This is a genomic window from Brevundimonas sp. BR2-1, from assembly GCF_037626195.1.
In the GTDB taxonomy this organism is placed as follows: Bacteria; Pseudomonadota; Alphaproteobacteria; order Caulobacterales; family Caulobacteraceae; genus Brevundimonas.
This window is the reverse complement of record NZ_JARKMV010000004.1, coordinates 120,688-137,629: the sequence shown is the minus strand read 5'-3', so window position 1 is coordinate 137,629 and position 16,942 is coordinate 120,688. Positions and strand designations below refer to the sequence as shown.

Annotated in this window: 10 protein-coding genes; 3 read left to right on the top strand and 7 right to left on the bottom strand. The window is 66.5% G+C overall.

Going from position 1 to position 16,942, the window contains the following annotated elements; all coding sequences use genetic code 11:
* From BrevBR_RS15670 to rpsL, 4 genes are all read right to left on the bottom strand, one after another.
* The coding region (locus BrevBR_RS15670) for a GTP-binding protein (protein WP_332638941.1) at positions 1-123 on the bottom strand (123 nt) is incomplete at its 3' end.
* A 90-nt stretch (positions 124-213) separates the two neighbouring features.
* Entirely contained in the window at positions 214-2,295 is a 2,082-nt protein-coding gene (fusA, locus tag BrevBR_RS15665) for an elongation factor G (RefSeq protein ID WP_340001560.1), read from the bottom strand.
* 149 nt (positions 2,296-2,444) lie between these two features.
* A complete protein-coding gene (rpsG, locus tag BrevBR_RS15660) occupies positions 2,445-2,918 on the bottom strand; it encodes a 30S ribosomal protein S7 (RefSeq protein ID WP_056615544.1) in 474 nt (157 codons plus the stop codon).
* 66 nt (positions 2,919-2,984) lie between these two features.
* A complete protein-coding gene (rpsL, locus tag BrevBR_RS15655) occupies positions 2,985-3,356 on the bottom strand; it encodes a 30S ribosomal protein S12 (protein WP_055832311.1) in 372 nt (123 codons plus the stop codon).
* A 343-nt stretch (positions 3,357-3,699) separates the two neighbouring features.
* Here rpsL and BrevBR_RS15650 point away from each other — a divergent pair, with 343 nt between their 5' ends.
* The gene (locus BrevBR_RS15650) at positions 3,700-4,527 is read left to right on the top strand and encodes a hypothetical protein (RefSeq protein WP_340001559.1); all 828 of its coding nucleotides are present in this window, start codon (positions 3,700-3,702) and stop codon (positions 4,525-4,527) included.
* A gap of 67 nt (positions 4,528-4,594) precedes the next feature.
* Here BrevBR_RS15650 and rpoC read toward each other — a convergent pair whose 3' ends face one another.
* Positions 4,595-8,791: a DNA-directed RNA polymerase subunit beta' gene (gene rpoC / locus BrevBR_RS15645; protein ID WP_340001558.1), complete on the bottom strand. Its 4,197-nt coding sequence runs from the start codon at positions 8,789-8,791 to the stop codon at positions 4,595-4,597.
* Positions 8,792-8,885: 94 nt separating this feature from the next.
* Complete coding sequence (gene rpoB / locus BrevBR_RS15640) at positions 8,886-13,004, bottom strand: DNA-directed RNA polymerase subunit beta (RefSeq protein WP_340001557.1); 4,119 nt, start codon at positions 13,002-13,004, stop codon at positions 8,886-8,888.
* A 347-nt stretch (positions 13,005-13,351) separates the two neighbouring features.
* On the opposite strand from rpoB, the gene BrevBR_RS15635 reads away from it, so the two are divergent.
* Positions 13,352-13,870, top strand: coding sequence for an FKBP-type peptidyl-prolyl cis-trans isomerase (locus tag BrevBR_RS15635; protein WP_332640802.1), 519 nt, complete (start codon positions 13,352-13,354; stop codon positions 13,868-13,870).
* Positions 13,871-13,872: 2 nt separating this feature from the next.
* Here the strand turns inward: BrevBR_RS15635 and BrevBR_RS15630 are convergent, their stop codons facing one another.
* Positions 13,873-14,790, bottom strand: a complete 918-nt coding sequence (locus BrevBR_RS15630) for a DUF2268 domain-containing putative Zn-dependent protease (RefSeq protein WP_340001556.1) — start codon at positions 14,788-14,790, stop codon at positions 13,873-13,875.
* Positions 14,791-14,983: 193 nt separating this feature from the next.
* Here BrevBR_RS15630 and BrevBR_RS15625 point away from each other — a divergent pair, with 193 nt between their 5' ends.
* The gene (locus tag BrevBR_RS15625; protein WP_340001555.1) at positions 14,984-16,939 is read left to right on the top strand and encodes a M61 family metallopeptidase; all 1,956 of its coding nucleotides are present in this window, start codon (positions 14,984-14,986) and stop codon (positions 16,937-16,939) included.
* Positions 16,940-16,942: the final 3 nt, after the last annotated feature.

The window sequence follows — 16,942 nt, the reverse complement described above, 5'->3', positions numbered from 1 at the left end:
GCCGCCGGCCTTGGCCAGCGTCATCGTGATCGCCGCCGTCAGCGTCGTCTTGCCATGGTCAACGTGACCGATCGTGCCGATGTTGCAGTGCGGCTTGGTGCGTTCGAACTTTTCCTTGGCCATTCTCTTCTCTCCGTCCCCTGAACAGGGGGCTTTAGTCCTGGGTTTTCAGGGGTCCGGCGGACCTTTGCGGGCCCGCCGGGATTGGGTGGGTTAGGCGGAATACTTCTTGATCACTTCGTCGGCGACGTGTTGCGGCACCGGCTCATAGTGGTCGTACTGCATGGTGAAGGCCGCGCGGCCCTGCGACATGCCGCGGAGCGTGTTCACATAGCCGAACATGTTGGCCAGCGGCACGAAGGCGTTCACGACGGTGGCGTTGCCGCGCATGTCCTGACCCTGGATCATGCCGCGACGGCCGTTCAGGTCGCCGATGACCGAACCGAGGTAGTCCTCGGGGGTCACAACCTCGACCGCCATGATCGGCTCGAGCAGCTTGGGCGCGCCCTTTTCCTTCAGTTCGCGGAAGGCGGCGCGGGCCGCGATTTCGAACGCCAGCACGCTGGAGTCGACGTCGTGGAACTTGCCGTCCGTCAGGGTCGCCTTGAAGTCGATCAGCGGGAAGCCGGCCAGCAGGCCGTTGTCCTTGGCCGACTCGATGCCCTTCTGCACGCCCGGGATGTATTCCTTGGGCACGGCGCCGCCGACGATCGAGTTCTCGAACACGAAGCCCGAACCGGGTTCACCCGGCTCAAACGTGATCATGACGCGGGCGAACTGGCCCGTACCGCCGGTCTGCTTCTTGTGCGTGTAGTCGATGTCGACCTTGCGGCCGAGCGATTCACGGTAGGCGACCTGCGGCTGGCCGATGTTGGCGTCGACCTTGTAGGTGCGCTTCAGGATGTCGATCTTGATGTCCAGGTGAAGCTCGCCCATCCCCTTCAGGATGGTCTGGCCCGACTCGTGGTCCGTCGAGACGGTGAACGAGGGGTCTTCCGAGGCCAGCTTGGCCAGGGCGACGCCCAGCTTCTCCTGGTCGGCCTTCGACTTGGGCTCGACCGAGATCTCTATGACCGGCGCCGGGAATTCCATCTTCTCGAGGATGACGGGCGACTTGGTCGGATCGCACAGGGTGTCGCCGGTGCGGGTTTCCTTCAGCCCGGCCAGGGCGACGATGTCGCCGGCGTAGGCTTCCTTGATGTCCTGACGGTCGTTGGAGTGCATCAGCAGCATGCGGCCGACGCGCTCCTTCTTGTCGCGCGACGAGTTCAGCAGACCCATGCCGGTTTCCATCTTGCCGGAATAGATGCGGCAGAAGGTCAGCGAGCCGACGAAGGGGTCGTCCATGATCTTGAAGGCCAGAACCGACAGCGGCTCTTCGTCCGACGCCTTGCGGACGATCGGCTCTTCCGTGCGGAAGTCGATGCCCGGGGTCGGCGGGATATCCACCGGCGAGGGCAGATAGTCGACGACGGCGTCCAGCAGCGTCTGCACGCCCTTGTTCTTGAAGGCCGAGCCGCAAAGGATCGGATAGAAGGCGCCGGTCAGCACGGCCTTGCGGATGCACTTCTTCAGCGTCTCGATCGAGGGCTCGGTGCCTTCGAGGTAGGCTTCCATCGCCTCGTCGTCGAGTTCGACGGCGTTGTCGATCAGGTACTGGCGGGCTTCATTGGCCTTGTCGACCAGGTCGGCCGGGATCGGACCGACGGTGAAGTTGGCGCCCAGGGCGTCGTTGTCCCAGACCACGGCGTTCATGGCGACGATGTCGACCAGGCCCGACAGCGAAGATTCCGAACCGATCGGGAACTGGATCGGCACGGCCTTGGCGCCCAGACGGTCGCGGATCGACTGCACCGAGGCGTCGAAGTCGGCGCCGATCTTGTCCATCTTGTTGACGAACACGATCCGCGGCACGCGGTATTTGTCGGCCTGACGCCAGACGGTTTCGGTCTGCGGCTCGACGCCGGCGTTGCCGTCCAGCACCGTCACGGCGCCATCGAGCACGCGCAGCGAACGCTCGACTTCAATGGTGAAGTCCACGTGGCCGGGGGTGTCGATGATGTTGAGGCGCTTCTCTTTCCAGAAGGCGGTCGTCGCGGCCGACGTGATGGTGATGCCGCGCTCCTGCTCCTGGTCCATCCAGTCCATGGTCGCGGCGCCGTCGTGGACTTCGCCGATCTTATGGTTCTTGCCGGTGTAATACAGGATCCGCTCGGTCGTCGTCGTCTTGCCCGCGTCGATGTGGGCCATGATGCCGAAGTTGCGGTAGTCCTCGATCTTGTGCGTGCGGGCCATGAAAGCGTGCCTTGAAGTGAGTTCAGGACGCGGTGGGCGCCCTCGGGGAGATCGTCGATGTTCGGATAAGCGGGCGCGGGCGATTTAGCTCAAACCGCCCGCGCCGGATAGTCACTAGATAGGCGCCGAAGAGGGCGCCTTGAAGGCGTTTACCAGCGGTAGTGGCTGAAGGCGCGGTTGGCCTCGGCCATCTTGTGGGTGTCTTCGCGCTTCTTGACCGCGGTGCCGCGGTTATTCGAAGCGTCCAGCAGCTCGGCGGCGAGCTTTTCGGTCATGGTGTTCTCACCACGCTTGCGCGCGGCGTTGACCAGCCAGCGGATGGCCAGGGCGCGGCGGCGATCGGGGCGAACCTCGACCGGCACCTGATAGGTGGCGCCGCCGACGCGACGCGAACGGACCTCGACCGACGGCTGGACGTTTTCCAGGGCGGTGTGGAAAGTCTGGACCGGCTCGAAATCCTTCTTCTTGTCGGCCAGGATTTCGAACGCGCCGTAGACGATGTTCTCGGCGACGGCCTTCTTGCCCTCGTACATGACGTAATTCATGAACTTGGTGACGGTCAGATCCTTGTATTTGGGATCCGGCAGAACTTCGCGTTTCTGGGCGCGGTGGCGACGGGACATGGGCTTGGCCTTCTAAAGACGTATCGGACGACCGGCGTGAGCCGGTGAATGGAATGGGGCGATCGCTTACTTCGGACGCTTGGCGCCGTAGTGCGAACGGCGCTGCTTGCGGTCCTTGACGCCTTGCGTGTCGAGCACGCCGCGCAGGATGTGGTAGCGAACGCCGGGCAAGTCCTTGACGCGGCCGCCGCGGATCAGGACCACCGAGTGCTCCTGCAGATTGTGGCCTTCGCCGGGGATGTAGCACACGGCTTCGATGCCGGTGGTCAGGCGGACCTTGGCGACCTTACGCAGAGCCGAGTTCGGCTTCTTCGGGGTCGTCGTATAGACGCGGGTGCAGACGCCGCGGCGCTGGGGGCAGCCCTTCAGGGCCGGCACCTTGTTGCGCACCGGCTTGGGTTGGCGCGGCTTGCGGATCAGCTGGTTGATAGTCGGCATGGAGTCTCGGTTCTCTTCAATCGATGGGGGCGTGTGCCTTTCGGCCGGAGCGCCCCGGTGAGCCTTCTTTTCGGACGACGCTGACGCGCCGCCCCGGGTTTGATCTCGAGCCGTCAGCGCGACCGCCAAACGAAAAAACCGGAACGCGCGCTTCGGGCGTTCCGGCGGGCGCAGCCCGTCCGCTCAATTGTCACGATCCCGGAACCCGGCGAACCGGGAGCCTCGAAAGTGGGGGGCTTCTACGCGCGGGGGGGCTCCAAGTCAACGCCGGGCGGCCCGGCGCTGGGGCGGTCGTCCCGATCATAGCCGTAATACCGCCACGCTCGCCCCCTCCCATGCGCGTATGGCGGGAGTACGGGGCATCAGGGAACGGAATCCGGCCTGGCCGCCGCGCGCTGAACAATGGCGCAAGCCGGCCTTCGTCGCGGCCTCCCTGCTGCTGCACGCGGGCCTCCTGGCCTGGATCGGCATGCGCACCATGGGTCTGGGGACGCCGCTGCCCGACCAGAGCCCTGCCATCTACGTCCAGCTCGAGCCCCGCCCCCTGCTGGCCGACGAGACCCCGCGGCAGCCCGTTGCCGCCCGGCAGGTCGAGGCGCCGCCGCTGGCCCGCGCCATGACCACGCCGACCCTGCGCGAGGAGGACGAGGACGAAACACCGGCGCCGCCCTCCCCGCGCCTCGCGGCGCCCGCCCCCGGCGCGCCCCCGGCCCCCGCGGACGGCGCATGGGCCGTCCGCCCCCGCACCCTTGGCGACCGCATCGGCCAGGGCCTGCGCACCAGCCTCCTCGGCTGCGCCGCCGGCGCGGTGCTCAGCGCCGCCGAACGCGCCGTCTGCGACGACCGCTTCGGCCAGCGGGCCGCCACGGCGCGGCCCATCGAGGGCACGGGCAATCCCGAGCGCGACGCCCGCTTCGCCCGCGAAGGCGCCCGCCGCCTCGCCGAGTACGAGGCGCGCCGCCGCCCCCTCGCCGGCGGCAGCGGCAACGTCGGCCCGCAGGACGGGGTGGGCTCCAATTTCGGCATCGGCGTCGCGGGCGCCCATCTGGACCCCTCGCTGCGCCCGGATTCGACGACGAATATCCGCACCAACCGCGACGGCCGGCGCAGCAATGATACGCCGCTGACGCCCGGCGCCGGCGTCTCTCGCGACCCTCAGCCGCCGCGCTGACGCCCCAAGGAAAAAGGGCGGCTCCGTCGCCGGAGCCGCCCTCTTCATTTCAGTCCGCGGCCCGAGATCAGCCTTCGCTGCTCTCCAGCTCCAGCGCCAGATCGGCCGGAAGCGGCTCGATGGCCTCTTCCCGCTGCGACGTCAGTTCGGCGTCGCGTTCGTTGGCGATCTTCTGCAGCGAACGGAGATAGGCGCCCGTGCCCGCCGGGATCAGGCGGCCGACGATGACGTTCTCCTTCAGGCCTTCCAGCGTATCGATCTTGCCGTTGACCGAGGCGTCGGTGAGGACGCGGGTGGTTTCCTGGAAGGACGCCGCCGAGATGAAGCTGCGGGTCTGCAGCGACGCCTTGGTGATGCCCAGCAGGACCGGCTGGGTGGTGGCCTGACGGCCGCCGCGCTTCTCGACCTTCTGGTTTTCCAGAACGGCTTCGGCCACCTCGACCGTGTCGCCACGGATCAGGGTCGTCTCACCCGAGTCGAGCACCTCGACCTTCTGCAGCATCTGGCGAACGATCACCTCGATGTGCTTGTCGTTGATCGGCACGCCCTGCAGTCGATAGACCTCCTGCACTTCGTTCACCAGGTATTCGGCCAGGGCCTCGACGCCCTGGATGCGCAGCAGGTCGTGCGGATCCGGGTTGCCGTCGATGATGTAGTCGCCCTTGTTGATCAGATCGCCGTCGTGGACGGAGATGTGCTTGCCCTTGGGGATCAGGAATTCGACCGGTTCGGCCTGGTTGCCGTCGGCGTCCGGTTCCGGCGTGATCTTGATGCGACGCTTGTTCTTGTAGTCGCGTCCGAATTCCACGCGGCCGTCCATCTCGGCGATGACCGCGCAGTCCTTGGGACGACGGGCTTCGAACAGCTCGGCCACCCGCGGCAGACCGCCGGTGATGTCGCGCGTCTTGGCGCCCTCGGTCGGGACACGGGCGATGATCTCGCCCGGCTTGACCACATCGCCGTTGTTCACGGACAGAACCGCGCCCACCGGCAGCAGATAACGGGCGTCGGAGCCCGAGGCCAGCTTGGCGTAGGCGTCGCCCGAGGTGACGCCCATGGCCGGACGCAGGTCCGCCCCACGCGGGCTGGCGCGCCAGTCGCTGACGACGCGCTGGGCGATGCCCGTCGCCTCGTCGGTTTCCTCGCGGACCGACAGGCCCTCGACCAGGTCCTCGAACCGGATCACGCCGCCGACTTCCGTCAGGATCGGAGAGGTGTAGGGATCCCACTCCGCCAGACGCTGGCTGCGCGCGATGTCCGCACCCTCGGTGACCCGCAGGCGGGCGCCGTAGGGCAGTTTGTGCGTTTCGCGGTCCTTGCCGTCGACCACCACGGTGATGGTGACGTTGCGGCTCATGGCCACCAGATCGCCGTGCGCGGCCTTGACGGTCGGGCCCGAGATCTTGGCCTTGCCGGCGTTGGTCGCCTCGTAGAACGAGGTTTCCGCCACCTGGGCCGTGCCGCCGATGTGGAAGGTCCGCATCGTCAGCTGGGTGCCGGGCTCGCCGATCGACTGGGCGGCGATGACGCCGACCGCTTCGCCGATGTTGACGTTGGTGCCGCGCGCCAGGTCACGGCCGTAGCAGTAGGCGCAGATGCCGGCCTCGGCTTCGCAGGTCAGGGCCGAGCGAACCTTGACCGACTGGACGCCGGCGTTGTCGATGACCTCGACCTCTTCCTCTTGCAGATAGGTGTCTGCGGGGAACAGGACCTTGTCGCCGCCCGGTTCCTTGATGTCCTCGGCCGCGTAGCGGCCCAGGACGCGTTGACCCAGCGAGACCAGCACGTCGCCGCCTTCGACCACGGCGCGCAGGGTGATGCCCCGCGTCGAGCCGCAATCGTCCTCGGTGACGATCGAGTCCTGCGCCACGTCGACCAGACGACGCGTCAGATAGCCCGAGTTGGCGGTCTTCAGCGCGGTGTCGGCCAGACCCTTGCGGGCGCCGTGGGTGGAGTTGAAGTACTCGAGGACGGTCAGACCTTCCTTGAAGTTCGAGATGATCGGCGTCTCGATGATCTCGCCCGACGGCTTGGCCATCAGGCCCCGCATGCCGCCCAGCTGCTTCATCTGCGCCTGCGAACCGCGGGCGCCCGAGTTGGCCATCATGAACACCGAGTTGATGTCAGGGGCCTGACCCTTGGCCAGGACGCGCGGTTGCGCGATCTCGCCCATCATGGCGTCGGCGATCTTGTCCGTGGCCTTGGCCCAGGCGTCGACGACCTTGTTGTATTTCTCGCCCTTGGTGATCAGGCCGTCGGCGTACTGTTGCTCGTACTCCTCGACCTGGGTGCGGGTGTCCGCCACCAGACCGGCCTTGGCGGCCGGAATGACGATGTCGTCCTTGCCGAACGAGATGCCGGCCTTGGCGGCTTCGCGGAAGCCCAGCTGCATCATCTGGTCGGCGAAGATGACCGTCGCCTTCTGACCGCAGTGGCGATAGACCTGATCGATCAGGTTGCCGATCTCCTTCTTGGTCAGGTTCTTCTCGAGCAGGCGGTAGCCGATGTTCGCGTTATGCGGCAGCAGCGCACCCAGCTTCATCCGGCCCGGGGTCGTGTCGATGACCCTGGTGATGACTTCGCCGGCGGCGTTCATCTCGGTCCAGCGAGCCTTGATCTTCGTGTGCAGGCTGACAACGCCCGCATCCAGGGCGGCGTCGATCTCGCCCATGTTGGCGAACAGCTTGCCCTCGCCCTTCTCGCCTTCCTTGACCAGCGACAGATAGTAGAGGCCCAGGACGATGTCCTGCGACGGCACGATGATCGGCTTGCCGTTGGCGGGCGACAGGATGTTGTTCGTCGACATCATCAGGACGCGCGCCTCCAGCTGGGCCTCGAGGCTCAGCGGGACGTGAACGGCCATCTGGTCGCCGTCGAAGTCGGCGTTGAAGGCGGTGCAGACCAGCGGGTGCAGGCGGATGGCCTTGCCCTCGATCAGCTTCGGCTCGAACGCCTGGATGCCCAGACGGTGAAGCGTCGGCGCGCGGTTCAGCAGCACCGGGTGCTCGCGGATGACCTCGTCGAGGATATCCCACACCTGCGGCTGCTCGCGCTCGACCATGCGCTTGGACTGTTTGACGGTGCCCGACAGGCCCTTGGCGTCAAGGCGCGCATAGATGAACGGCTTGAACAGCTCCAGCGCCATCTTCTTGGGCAGGCCGCACTCGTGCAGCTTCAGCTCGGGACCCACGGTGATGACCGAACGGCCCGAATAGTCGACGCGCTTGCCCAGAAGGTTCTGGCGGAAGCGGCCCTGCTTGCCCTTCAGCATGTCGGCCAGCGACTTCAGCGGACGCTTGTTGGCGCCCGTGATCACGCGGCCGCGACGGCCGTTGTCGAACAGGGCGTCGACGGATTCCTGCAACATCCGCTTCTCGTTGCGGATGATGATGTCCGGCGCGCGCAGCTCGATCAGGCGCTTCAGGCGGTTGTTCCGGTTGATGACCCGGCGGTACAGGTCGTTCAGGTCGGACGTGGCGAAACGGCCGCCGTCCAGCGGCACCAGCGGGCGCAGTTCCGGCGGGATGACCGGCACGACCGTCAGGATCATCCACTCGGGCTTGTTGCCGGACTCGAGGAAGGCCTCGATCAGCTTCAGGCGCTTGGAGGCCTTCTTGGCCTTCATTTCCGAGGGGCTGTCGGCCAGTTCGCCGCGGTGCTTCTCGGCCTCGGCGTGCAGGTCGATGCCGATCAGCAGGTTGCGCACGGCCTCGGCGCCGATCTCGGCGGTGAAGCCGTCATCGCCGAACTCGTCCTGGTAGCGGTAGAACTCGTCTTCCGTCAGCAGCTGGTTCTGCTTCAGCGGGGTCAGGCCCGGCTCGGTGACGATGTAGTTTTCGAAGTAGAGTACGCGCTCCACGTCCTTCAGCGCCATGTCCAGCATCAGCGAGATGCGCGACGGCAGCGACTTCAGGAACCAGATGTGGGCGACCGGCGAGGCGAGCTCGATGTGGCCCATCCGCTCGCGCCGAACGCGGGCCAGGGTGACCTCCACGCCGCATTTCTCGCAGATAATGCCCTTGTATTTCATGCGCTTGTACTTGCCGCACAGGCATTCGTAGTCCTTGGTCGGGCCAAAGATACGGGCGCAGAACAGGCCGTCACGCTCGGGCTTGAACGTGCGGTAGTTGATGGTTTCCGGCTTTTTGATCTCGCCGAACGACCACGAGCGGATCTTCTCCGGCGAAGCCAGGGCGATCTTGATCTGGTCGAAGGTCGGGGTGACCGGGACTGCATTGAAGATGTTCAGGACTTCCTGGTTCATCTTGATTCCTTCTGCGGGGCGACCCGCCAAATTTCATTGAGGGAGAAAGCGAAAGACCGTCCCTCCCCGCTTTCGCGGAGAGGGATTTGATCGGTCAGCTGTTCTCCAGCTCCACGTTCAGACCCAGCGAGCGCATTTCCTTGACGAGCACGTTGAAGCTCTCGGGAATGCCCGCCTCGAAGCTGTCGTCGCCGCGGACGATGGCCTCGTAGACCTTGGTCCGGCCGGCCACGTCGTCCGACTTCACCGTCAGCATTTCCTGCAGGGTGTAGGCGGCGCCGTAGGCTTCCAGCGCCCACACCTCCATCTCGCCGAAGCGCTGGCCGCCGAACTGCGCCTTGCCGCCCAGCGGCTGCTGGGTGACGAGCGAGTACGGCCCGATGGAACGGGCGTGGATCTTGTCGTCGACCAGGTGGTGCAGCTTCAGCATGTAGATGTAGCCCACCGTGACCGGACGCTTGAACTGCTCGCCGGTCTGGCCGTCATAGACGATCGACTGGCCGGTGCGGTCGAGACCCGCCTTCTCCAGCAGTTCCTCGATGTCGTTGATGTGCGCGCCGTCGAACACCGGAGTGGCGAACGGAACGCCCTTGGACAGGTTGCGGGCCAGCTCGACCAGATCCTCTTCCGATTCCGGAAGCGGGGTGTCCGGGCCGTAGATGCTGGTCAGGTGATCGACCAGCGCCTTCTTCTGTCCGCCCTGTTGCCAGGCTTCCAGAAGGCCCTGGATCTGCTTGCCGAGACCGGCGGCGGCCCAGCCCAGGTGGGTTTCGAAGATCTGGCCGATGTTCATGCGCGAAGGCACGCCCAGCGGGTTCAGAACGACGTCCACCGAGGTGCCGTCTTCCAGATGCGGCATGTCCTCGATCGGCAGGATCTTGGAGATGACCCCCTTGTTGCCGTGACGGCCGGCCATCTTGTCGCCGGGCTGAAGCTTGCGCTTCACGGCCACGAAGACCTTGACCATCTTCATCACGCCGGGGGGCAGTTCGTCGCCGCGCTGCAGCTTCTCGACCTTGTCCTCGAAGCGGCGGTCCAGCGCCTTGCGGGCGTTTTCGAACTGGGCCTTCATGGCTTCCAGCTCGCCCATCGCCTTCTCGTCGTCGAGCGCGATCTGCCACCACAGGCCGCGCGACAGCTCGCCCAGCTTCTCTTCGGTGACCACGCCGCGGCCCAGGCCCTTCGGACCCGAGGTGGCGTTCTTGCCGAGGATCAACGGCTTCAGGCGGCCATAGACGTTGCGCTCGAGGATCTTGAGCTCATCGTCGCGGTCCTTGCCGAGGCGTTCGATTTCCGAACGCTCGATGGCGATGGCGCGTTCGTCCTTGTCGACGCCGTGGCGGTTGAACACGCGCACGTCGACGATGGTGCCGGCGACGCCGGGCGGCAGGCGCAGGCTGGTGTCGCGCACGTCAGAAGCCTTCTCGCCGAAGATGGCGCGCAGCAGCTTCTCTTCCGGCGTCATCGGGCTTTCACCCTTCGGCGTGACCTTGCCGCACAGGATGTCGCCCGGCTGGACCTCGGCGCCGATCGCCACGATGCCGGCCTCGTCGAGGTTGCGCAGGGCTTCCTCGCCGACGTTCGGGATGTCGCGGGTGATCTCTTCCGGCCCCAGCTTGGTGTCGCGGGCCATGACCTCGAACTCCTCGATGTGGATCGAGGTGAAGACGTCGTCGCGCACGATGCGCTCCGAGATCAGGATCGAGTCTTCGAAGTTGTAGCCGTTCCACGGCATGAAGGCGACGAGCGCGTTGCGGCCCAGGGCCAGTTCGCCCAGGTCCGTCGACGGGCCGTCGGCGATCACGTCGCCGACCTTCACCTCATCGCCCACGCGCACGATCGGGCGCTGGTTGATGCAGGTCGACTGGTTGGAACGCTGGAATTTCGACAGGCGGTAGATGTCGACGCCCGAACGGCCGGCGTCCAGTTCGTTGGTGGCGCGCACGACGATGCGGGTGCCGTCGATCTGTTCGACGACGCCGTCACGACGGGCGACCACGACGGCGCCGGAGTCCACGGCCACGACCGCTTCCATGCCGGTGCCGACCAGCGGCGCGTCCGACTGCACCAGCGGCACGGCCTGACGCTGCATATTCGCGCCCATCAGGGCCCGGTTGGCGTCGTCGTTTTCCAGGAACGGGATCAGGGCGGCGGCGACCGAAACGACCTGTTTCGGCGACACGTCCATCATGTCCACGTCGGCCTTGATCAGCAGCTGGGAGTCGCCGTTGATCCGTCCGGGGACCAGGTCCTCGACGATCTCGCCGTTCTTCAGCTCGATGTTGGCCTGGGCGATCGTGTATTTCGCCTCTTCCATGGCCGAGATGTAGACCACCTCGTCCGTGGCCTTGCCGTCCTTCACGCGCCGGTACGGGCTCTCGATGAAGCCGTATTTGTTGACCCGCGCGTGGGTCGCCAGCGAGTTGATCAGGCCGATGTTCGGGCCTTCCGGCGTTTCGATGGGGCAGATGCGGCCGTAGTGGGTCGGGTGCACGTCGCGGACTTCGAAGCCGGCGCGCTCACGCGTCAGACCGCCGGGGCCAAGCGCCGAAAGGCGGCGCTTGTGGGTGATTTCCGACAGCGGGTTGGTCTGGTCCATGAACTGCGACAGCTGCGACGAACCGAAGAACTCGCGCACGGCCGCGGCGGCCGGCTTGGCGTTGATCAGGTCGTGCGGCATCACCGTGTCGATATCGACCGAGGACATGCGCTCCTTGATGGCGCGCTCCATCCGCAGCAGGCCGACACGGTACTGGTTCTCCAGCAGTTCGCCGACCGAACGGACCCGGCGGTTGCCCAGGTTGTCGATGTCGTCGATCTCGCCCTGGCCGTCCTTCAGGCCGACGAGGATCTGCAGCACCTTCAGCACGTCTTCCTTCTGGAGGACGCGGATTTCGTCGGACACCTCCGGGGTTTCCAGACGCATGTTCATCTTGACCCGGCCCACGGCCGACAGGTCGTAGCGCTCGCTGTCGAAGAACAGCGAGTTGAACATGGCTTCGGCGGCCTCCGGGGTCGGCGGCTCGCCCGGACGCATCACGCGATAGACGTCGAACAGCGCGTCCTCGCGGCCGGTGTTCTTGTCGATGCGCAGGGTGTTGCGCATGTAGGCCCCGACCGTGACGTGGTCGATGTCCAGAACCTCGATGGTGGTGAAGCCGTGGCTTTCCAGCAGTTCGATGGTCGGGGCGTCCAGCTCGTCGCCGGCCTCGGCGTAGATTTCGCCGGTCTCGTAGTTGACGGCGTCGGCGGCCAGATACTTGGTCAGCAGGGCGTCGGCGGCCAGCGACAGCGACGTGGTCGTGTCGCCCAGCTTCTTGGCCTGACGGGCGCTGATCTTGGTGCCGGCGGCGGCGATCACTTCACCGGTGTCGGCGTCGACCAGGTCGAACTCGGGCTTCACCCCGCGCCAGCGTTCCGGCTTGTAGGGCGTGACCCAGCCTTCGCCGCGCTTCTCGTAGGGCACGGTCTCGTAGAAGGTCTTCAGGATCTCCTCGCCGTCCATGCCCAGACCCATCAGGAAGGTCGAGGCCGGCAGCTTCCGGCGGCGGTCGATGCGGACGTAGACGATGTCCTTGGCGTCGAACTCGAAGTCGAGCCACGAGCCGCGGTACGGGATCACGCGGGCGGCGAACAGCAGCTTGCCCGAGCTGTGCGTCTTGCCCTTGTCGTGGTCGAAGAAGACGCCCGGCGAACGGTGCATCTGGGACACGATCACCCGCTCGGTCCCGTTGACGACGAAGGTGCCCTTGTCGGTCATGAGCGGGATGTCGCCCATGTAGACGTCCTGCTCCTTGATGTCCTTGACCGAGCGCGCGCCGGTCTCTTCATCCGCCTCGAACACGATCAGGCGCAGCTTGACCTTCAGCGGCGCGGCATAGGTCATGTCGCGCTGGATGCATTCCTCGACGTCGTATTTCGGGTCCTCGAACTCGTAGGAGACGTATTCCAGGATGGCGCGTTCGTTGAAGTCCTTGATCGGGAAGACCGACTTGAACACCGCCTCGATGCCCTGGTCCTTGCGCGGACCGCTGCGCACTTCGCGCTGCAGGAACTGTTCGTAGGAGGCGCGCTGAACCTCGATCAGGTTCGGCATCTGCACCGCTTCGGGGATCCGGCCGAACGAGTGGCGGATGCGCTTCTTGCCGGTGAAGGTCGTGGCGTGTGCGAACTGACCGTTGGAGACGGCGACTTCGGCTTTGGACTTGGCCATTCTGTGTTCCCAATGCGAACCGGGCAGTTCGCGTCAAATGCAGCAGCAGCCGCGGCGGCGCACGGGTGCGCTGTCGCGGCTTCAGGTTTCTCGGCGTCCACCCTCAATCCCTTGCGGAATCAGGACGCCAGCGATGTGGAGCTCCCTTGGGGAGGAGCACGCCTTCGCTCGGTCGGAGGGCGACGGACCGGGCCTCGGCGCTTTCGCGCGCATACGGGGGGTGTGTGCGGGACCGGCACATATACTCGCTTCTTCGACGAAATAAAGGCCTGCACTGATCTTTCCTGCGGCTCGCGCGGACCACGGCCCCATTGCTTTGCGACGGCCGGGAAAATAGCGTCCCCGCCATGAAACACCTGATCCTCGCGTCCCTCGCCGCCCTGACCCTCGCCGCCTGCGCCGGCGCGCCGTCGCCGCCCGCCGCCACGCCGGGAACCGGCTCCGCCGAGGGCTGGGCCGCCGGCAATGCGCAATATCTGGTCGTCAACGGCGCCCGCCGCGGCTGGACCACCACCGAATCGGGCCTGCAGTACCGCCGCGTCGGCCGCGCCCATCCGGAAGGCCGCCAGCCCGCGAACACCGACACGGTCAAGGTTCACTACCGTGGGACCTTCGTCGACGGCCGCGAGTTCGACAGCTCGTACAGCCGCAACGAACCCGCCGAATTCCCCCTCAACCGCGTCATCAAGGGCTGGACCGAGGGCGTCGCCCTGATGCGCGAGGGCGAAAAATTCGAATTCGTGATCCCCGCCTCGCTCGGCTACGGCGAACGCTGGGTCGGCGGCGACGAACTGCCCCCCAACTCGACCCTGCTGTTCACGGTTGAGCTGCTCGAGGTGAAGCCGGCCGCGGCGCCCGCCGCCTGAGCTCAGTCCAGCGCGATGCCCGGGCGCCACCCGCTGGCCGCGAGAAACGCCTTCGCGTCCGTCAGCTCCAGGATCTCCCGGAACGCGGCGTCCTTGTCGGCCGCGTGCTGATAGTAGGCCTTCGCGATCCGGTACCCGACCCAGTAGCCGAGGTCCCCGGGCGTCTCCATCGTCGAGTTGTAGAGCCAGTCGGACAGCTCGGTCTTGTCGACGTCCGCCGCGAACCGGGTCTCGATCTCCAGCTCGCGCCCTTCGGTCAGCGGCCCGAAATACGCATAGGCCGGCGCTCCCGACAGCACCTCGGTCAGGAACTCCGCCACCCCTTCTGCCAGCGATATCTCCAGCACGGTACGGGCCTGCTCCTCGGTCATCGCCGCCGACTGCTGGGTGTGCACGTATTCGTGCACCAGCACCCCGACGAACCGATCCTCGATGTCCGGGTTGATGAAGGTCGCGGCGCACAGGGCCTCCAGGCCGACCTGCACGCCGTTCGCGGGGCTGCCGATCGCCACCGGCCGGCCACGCCCGACCGCGACGGTCACCGACGGGAACCTGGCGTGCGGCGAGCGGCGCGCGAACTCCTTCAGCGCCGCGTCGACCCGCTCCCGCACCTTCGGCAGGGTGTCCGCGCATCGCCGGGCTTCGACATAGATCTCCGGGCGCGCCGCGATCGCCTCAACCATCCTGACGCCCGTGACGTTGCGCACGCTGGCGAGGTGTCTGAGCCCTTCTGACCCCGCCTCCAGATAGTCGCGCTGCAACTGTTCGGCGCCCGGCCGCCCGCCGTTGGCGTCGTACAGCCGGTAGAACAGGTCGACGTCGTCCGTCTGCAGGACCGGCCCGTCGTGGGCAGATGCGGGTCCCGCCAACGCGGCCAGCCAGACCAGACCCGCCGCCTGCAGACCCATGACCTTGTTCATCTGACGCTCTCCCCGTCCCGGCTACAGACCGGACTGCGCCGCTTCTATCGAAAAACTCCGTCGCCTGAAGCCCGCGATTTGCGCGACGGAACCCGAAACATGACGGCGTTTTAATCCGGCGCGGGAAGGTCACGCTTGACCCCTCCGCGCGCCCGGCGTGATCTGCGCCTCCCCTCGGCCTCAGAGTCCCCTGATGAAGCGTCCCGCCGCCCGCCTGCTCGCCTCCGCCTGCGCCGCCGTCCTGCTGTTCGGGGCGGCCCCCGGACTGGCCCAGGTCGGAACGCCCGCCCTCGACCGGGTCCTCGCTCCGATCCCCGCCCCGCGCGATGTGGCCTACCCCGGCGTCATCAAGCTTGAGATGGACGCCACCGACATCGACCGCCGCATCGTCTCGGTCAGACAGACCATCCCCGTCGCCGGCCCCGGCCCCCTGATCCTGCTCTATCCGCAGTGGATCCCCGGCAATCACGGTCCGGTCGGTCCCGTGGACGACCTCGGCGACCTGCACATCACCGCCGGCGGTCAGGAACTCCGGTGGGTTCGCAACACCGCCAACACCAATGCTTACGAGGTCGAGGTCCCGGCGGGCGTCAGCGCGGTCGAGGTCGCCTTCAAATGGCTGACCCCCATCGAGGGCTCGCAGGGTCGCATCGTCTTCACCGACGAGATGCTGAACATACAGTGGGAGAAGGCCGTCCTCTATCCGGCCGGCTACTACTCCCGCCAGATCACCGTCGAGCCGACCCTTCGTCTCCCGGCCGGCTGGCAATACGGGACGGCGCTCGACACCCGCGCCTTCCAGAACGGCGTGGCGACCTTCGCCCCGGTCACGCTCGAGCATTTCGCCGACAGCCCGGTCTTCGCCGGCGCTCACTATCGCCAGATCGATCTCGATCCGGGCGGCCGCTCCCCCGTGCGCCTGAACATCGTCGCCGACGACGCCGACATGCTGGCCGCCACCGACGAGCACATCGCCCTGCACCGCGAACTGGTCCGTCAGGCCGACCGTCTGTACGGCGCGCGCCACTTCGACCACTACGACTTCCTGCTGGCCGTCACCGACAATCTGGGCGGCATCGGGCTCGAGCATCACCGCTCGTCCGAGAACAGCGTGGACACCCGCTATTTCACCGACGCCCAGGCAACGCTCGGCGACCGCGACCTGCTCGGTCACGAGTACACACACTCGTGGAACGGCAAATGGCGCCGGCCCGCCGACCAGTTGACGCCCAACCTGAACGAGCCGCTGCAGAACTCCCTGCTGTGGGTCTATGAGGGCCAGACCCAGTACTGGGGCCTGGTCCTGACCGCCCGCGCCGGCCTGATGACCAAACAACAGGCGCTGGACGTCTTCGCCAACACCGCCGCGACCTATGCCGAGGACAACCCCGGACGGACCTGGCGCGCCATGCAGGACACCACCAACGACCCGATCATCGCCCAGCGCCGGCCCCAGCCCTGGAGCAGCTTCCAGCGCAGCGAGGACTATTATCGCGAAGGCGCCATGATCTGGCTCGACGCCGACACCCTGATCCGCGAGCAGACCAACGGCCGCAAATCGCTGGACGATTTCGCCCGCGCCTTCTTCGGCCTTCAGGATGGGAATTGGGACCCCGCCCCCTATACCTTCACCGATGTCACCGGGACCCTGAACGGAGTCCAGCCAAACGACTGGGCGGCCTTCCTGCGCACACGCCTGGACGCGGTCGGCGTTAACGCCCCGACCCCGCTCGGCGGAATCCAGCGCGGCGGCTACCGCCTCGTCTGGCGCGAGACGCCCAACGACTATTCGAAGGCGCTGAACAAGGAATACAGCCGCGTCGACTTCCAGTACTCGCTGGGTCTCAGCATGAACCCGGCCAACCGCGTCACCGCCGTCCGCTGGGGCTCGCCCGCCTTCAACGCCGGCCTGACCTCGGGCTGGGAGGTGGTCGCCGTCAACGGCCGCGCCGCCAGCGCCGATGCGATCGCCGGGGCCATCACCGCCTCGAAGGGCAATACGACCCCGATCGAGATGATGCTCAGGAAGGGCGACCGCTTCCGCACCATCGCCTTCGACTATCATGACGGCCTGCGCTACCCGCACCTCGAGCGGATTCCCGGGACCCCCGACCGCCTCGGCGACATCCTCGCCCCCCGCCGCCGTTGATCG

Coding starts and splice junctions, on each gene's coding strand:
- fusA (WP_340001560.1), bottom strand. CDS start 2,295: ATGGCCCGCACGCACAAGATCGAGGACTACCGCAACTTCGGCATCATG.
- rpsG (WP_056615544.1), bottom strand. CDS start 2,918: ATGTCCCGTCGCCACCGCGCCCAGAAACGCGAAGTTCTGCCGGATCCC.
- rpsL (WP_055832311.1), bottom strand. CDS start 3,356: ATGCCGACTATCAACCAGCTGATCCGCAAGCCGCGCCAACCCAAGCCG.
- BrevBR_RS15650 (WP_340001559.1), top strand. CDS start 3,700: ATGGCGGGAGTACGGGGCATCAGGGAACGGAATCCGGCCTGGCCGCCG.
- rpoC (WP_340001558.1), bottom strand. CDS start 8,791: ATGAACCAGGAAGTCCTGAACATCTTCAATGCAGTCCCGGTCACCCCG.
- rpoB (WP_340001557.1), bottom strand. CDS start 13,004: ATGGCCAAGTCCAAAGCCGAAGTCGCCGTCTCCAACGGTCAGTTCGCA.
- BrevBR_RS15635 (WP_332640802.1), top strand. CDS start 13,352: ATGAAACACCTGATCCTCGCGTCCCTCGCCGCCCTGACCCTCGCCGCC.
- BrevBR_RS15630 (WP_340001556.1), bottom strand. CDS start 14,790: ATGAACAAGGTCATGGGTCTGCAGGCGGCGGGTCTGGTCTGGCTGGCC.
- BrevBR_RS15625 (WP_340001555.1), top strand. CDS start 14,984: ATGAAGCGTCCCGCCGCCCGCCTGCTCGCCTCCGCCTGCGCCGCCGTC.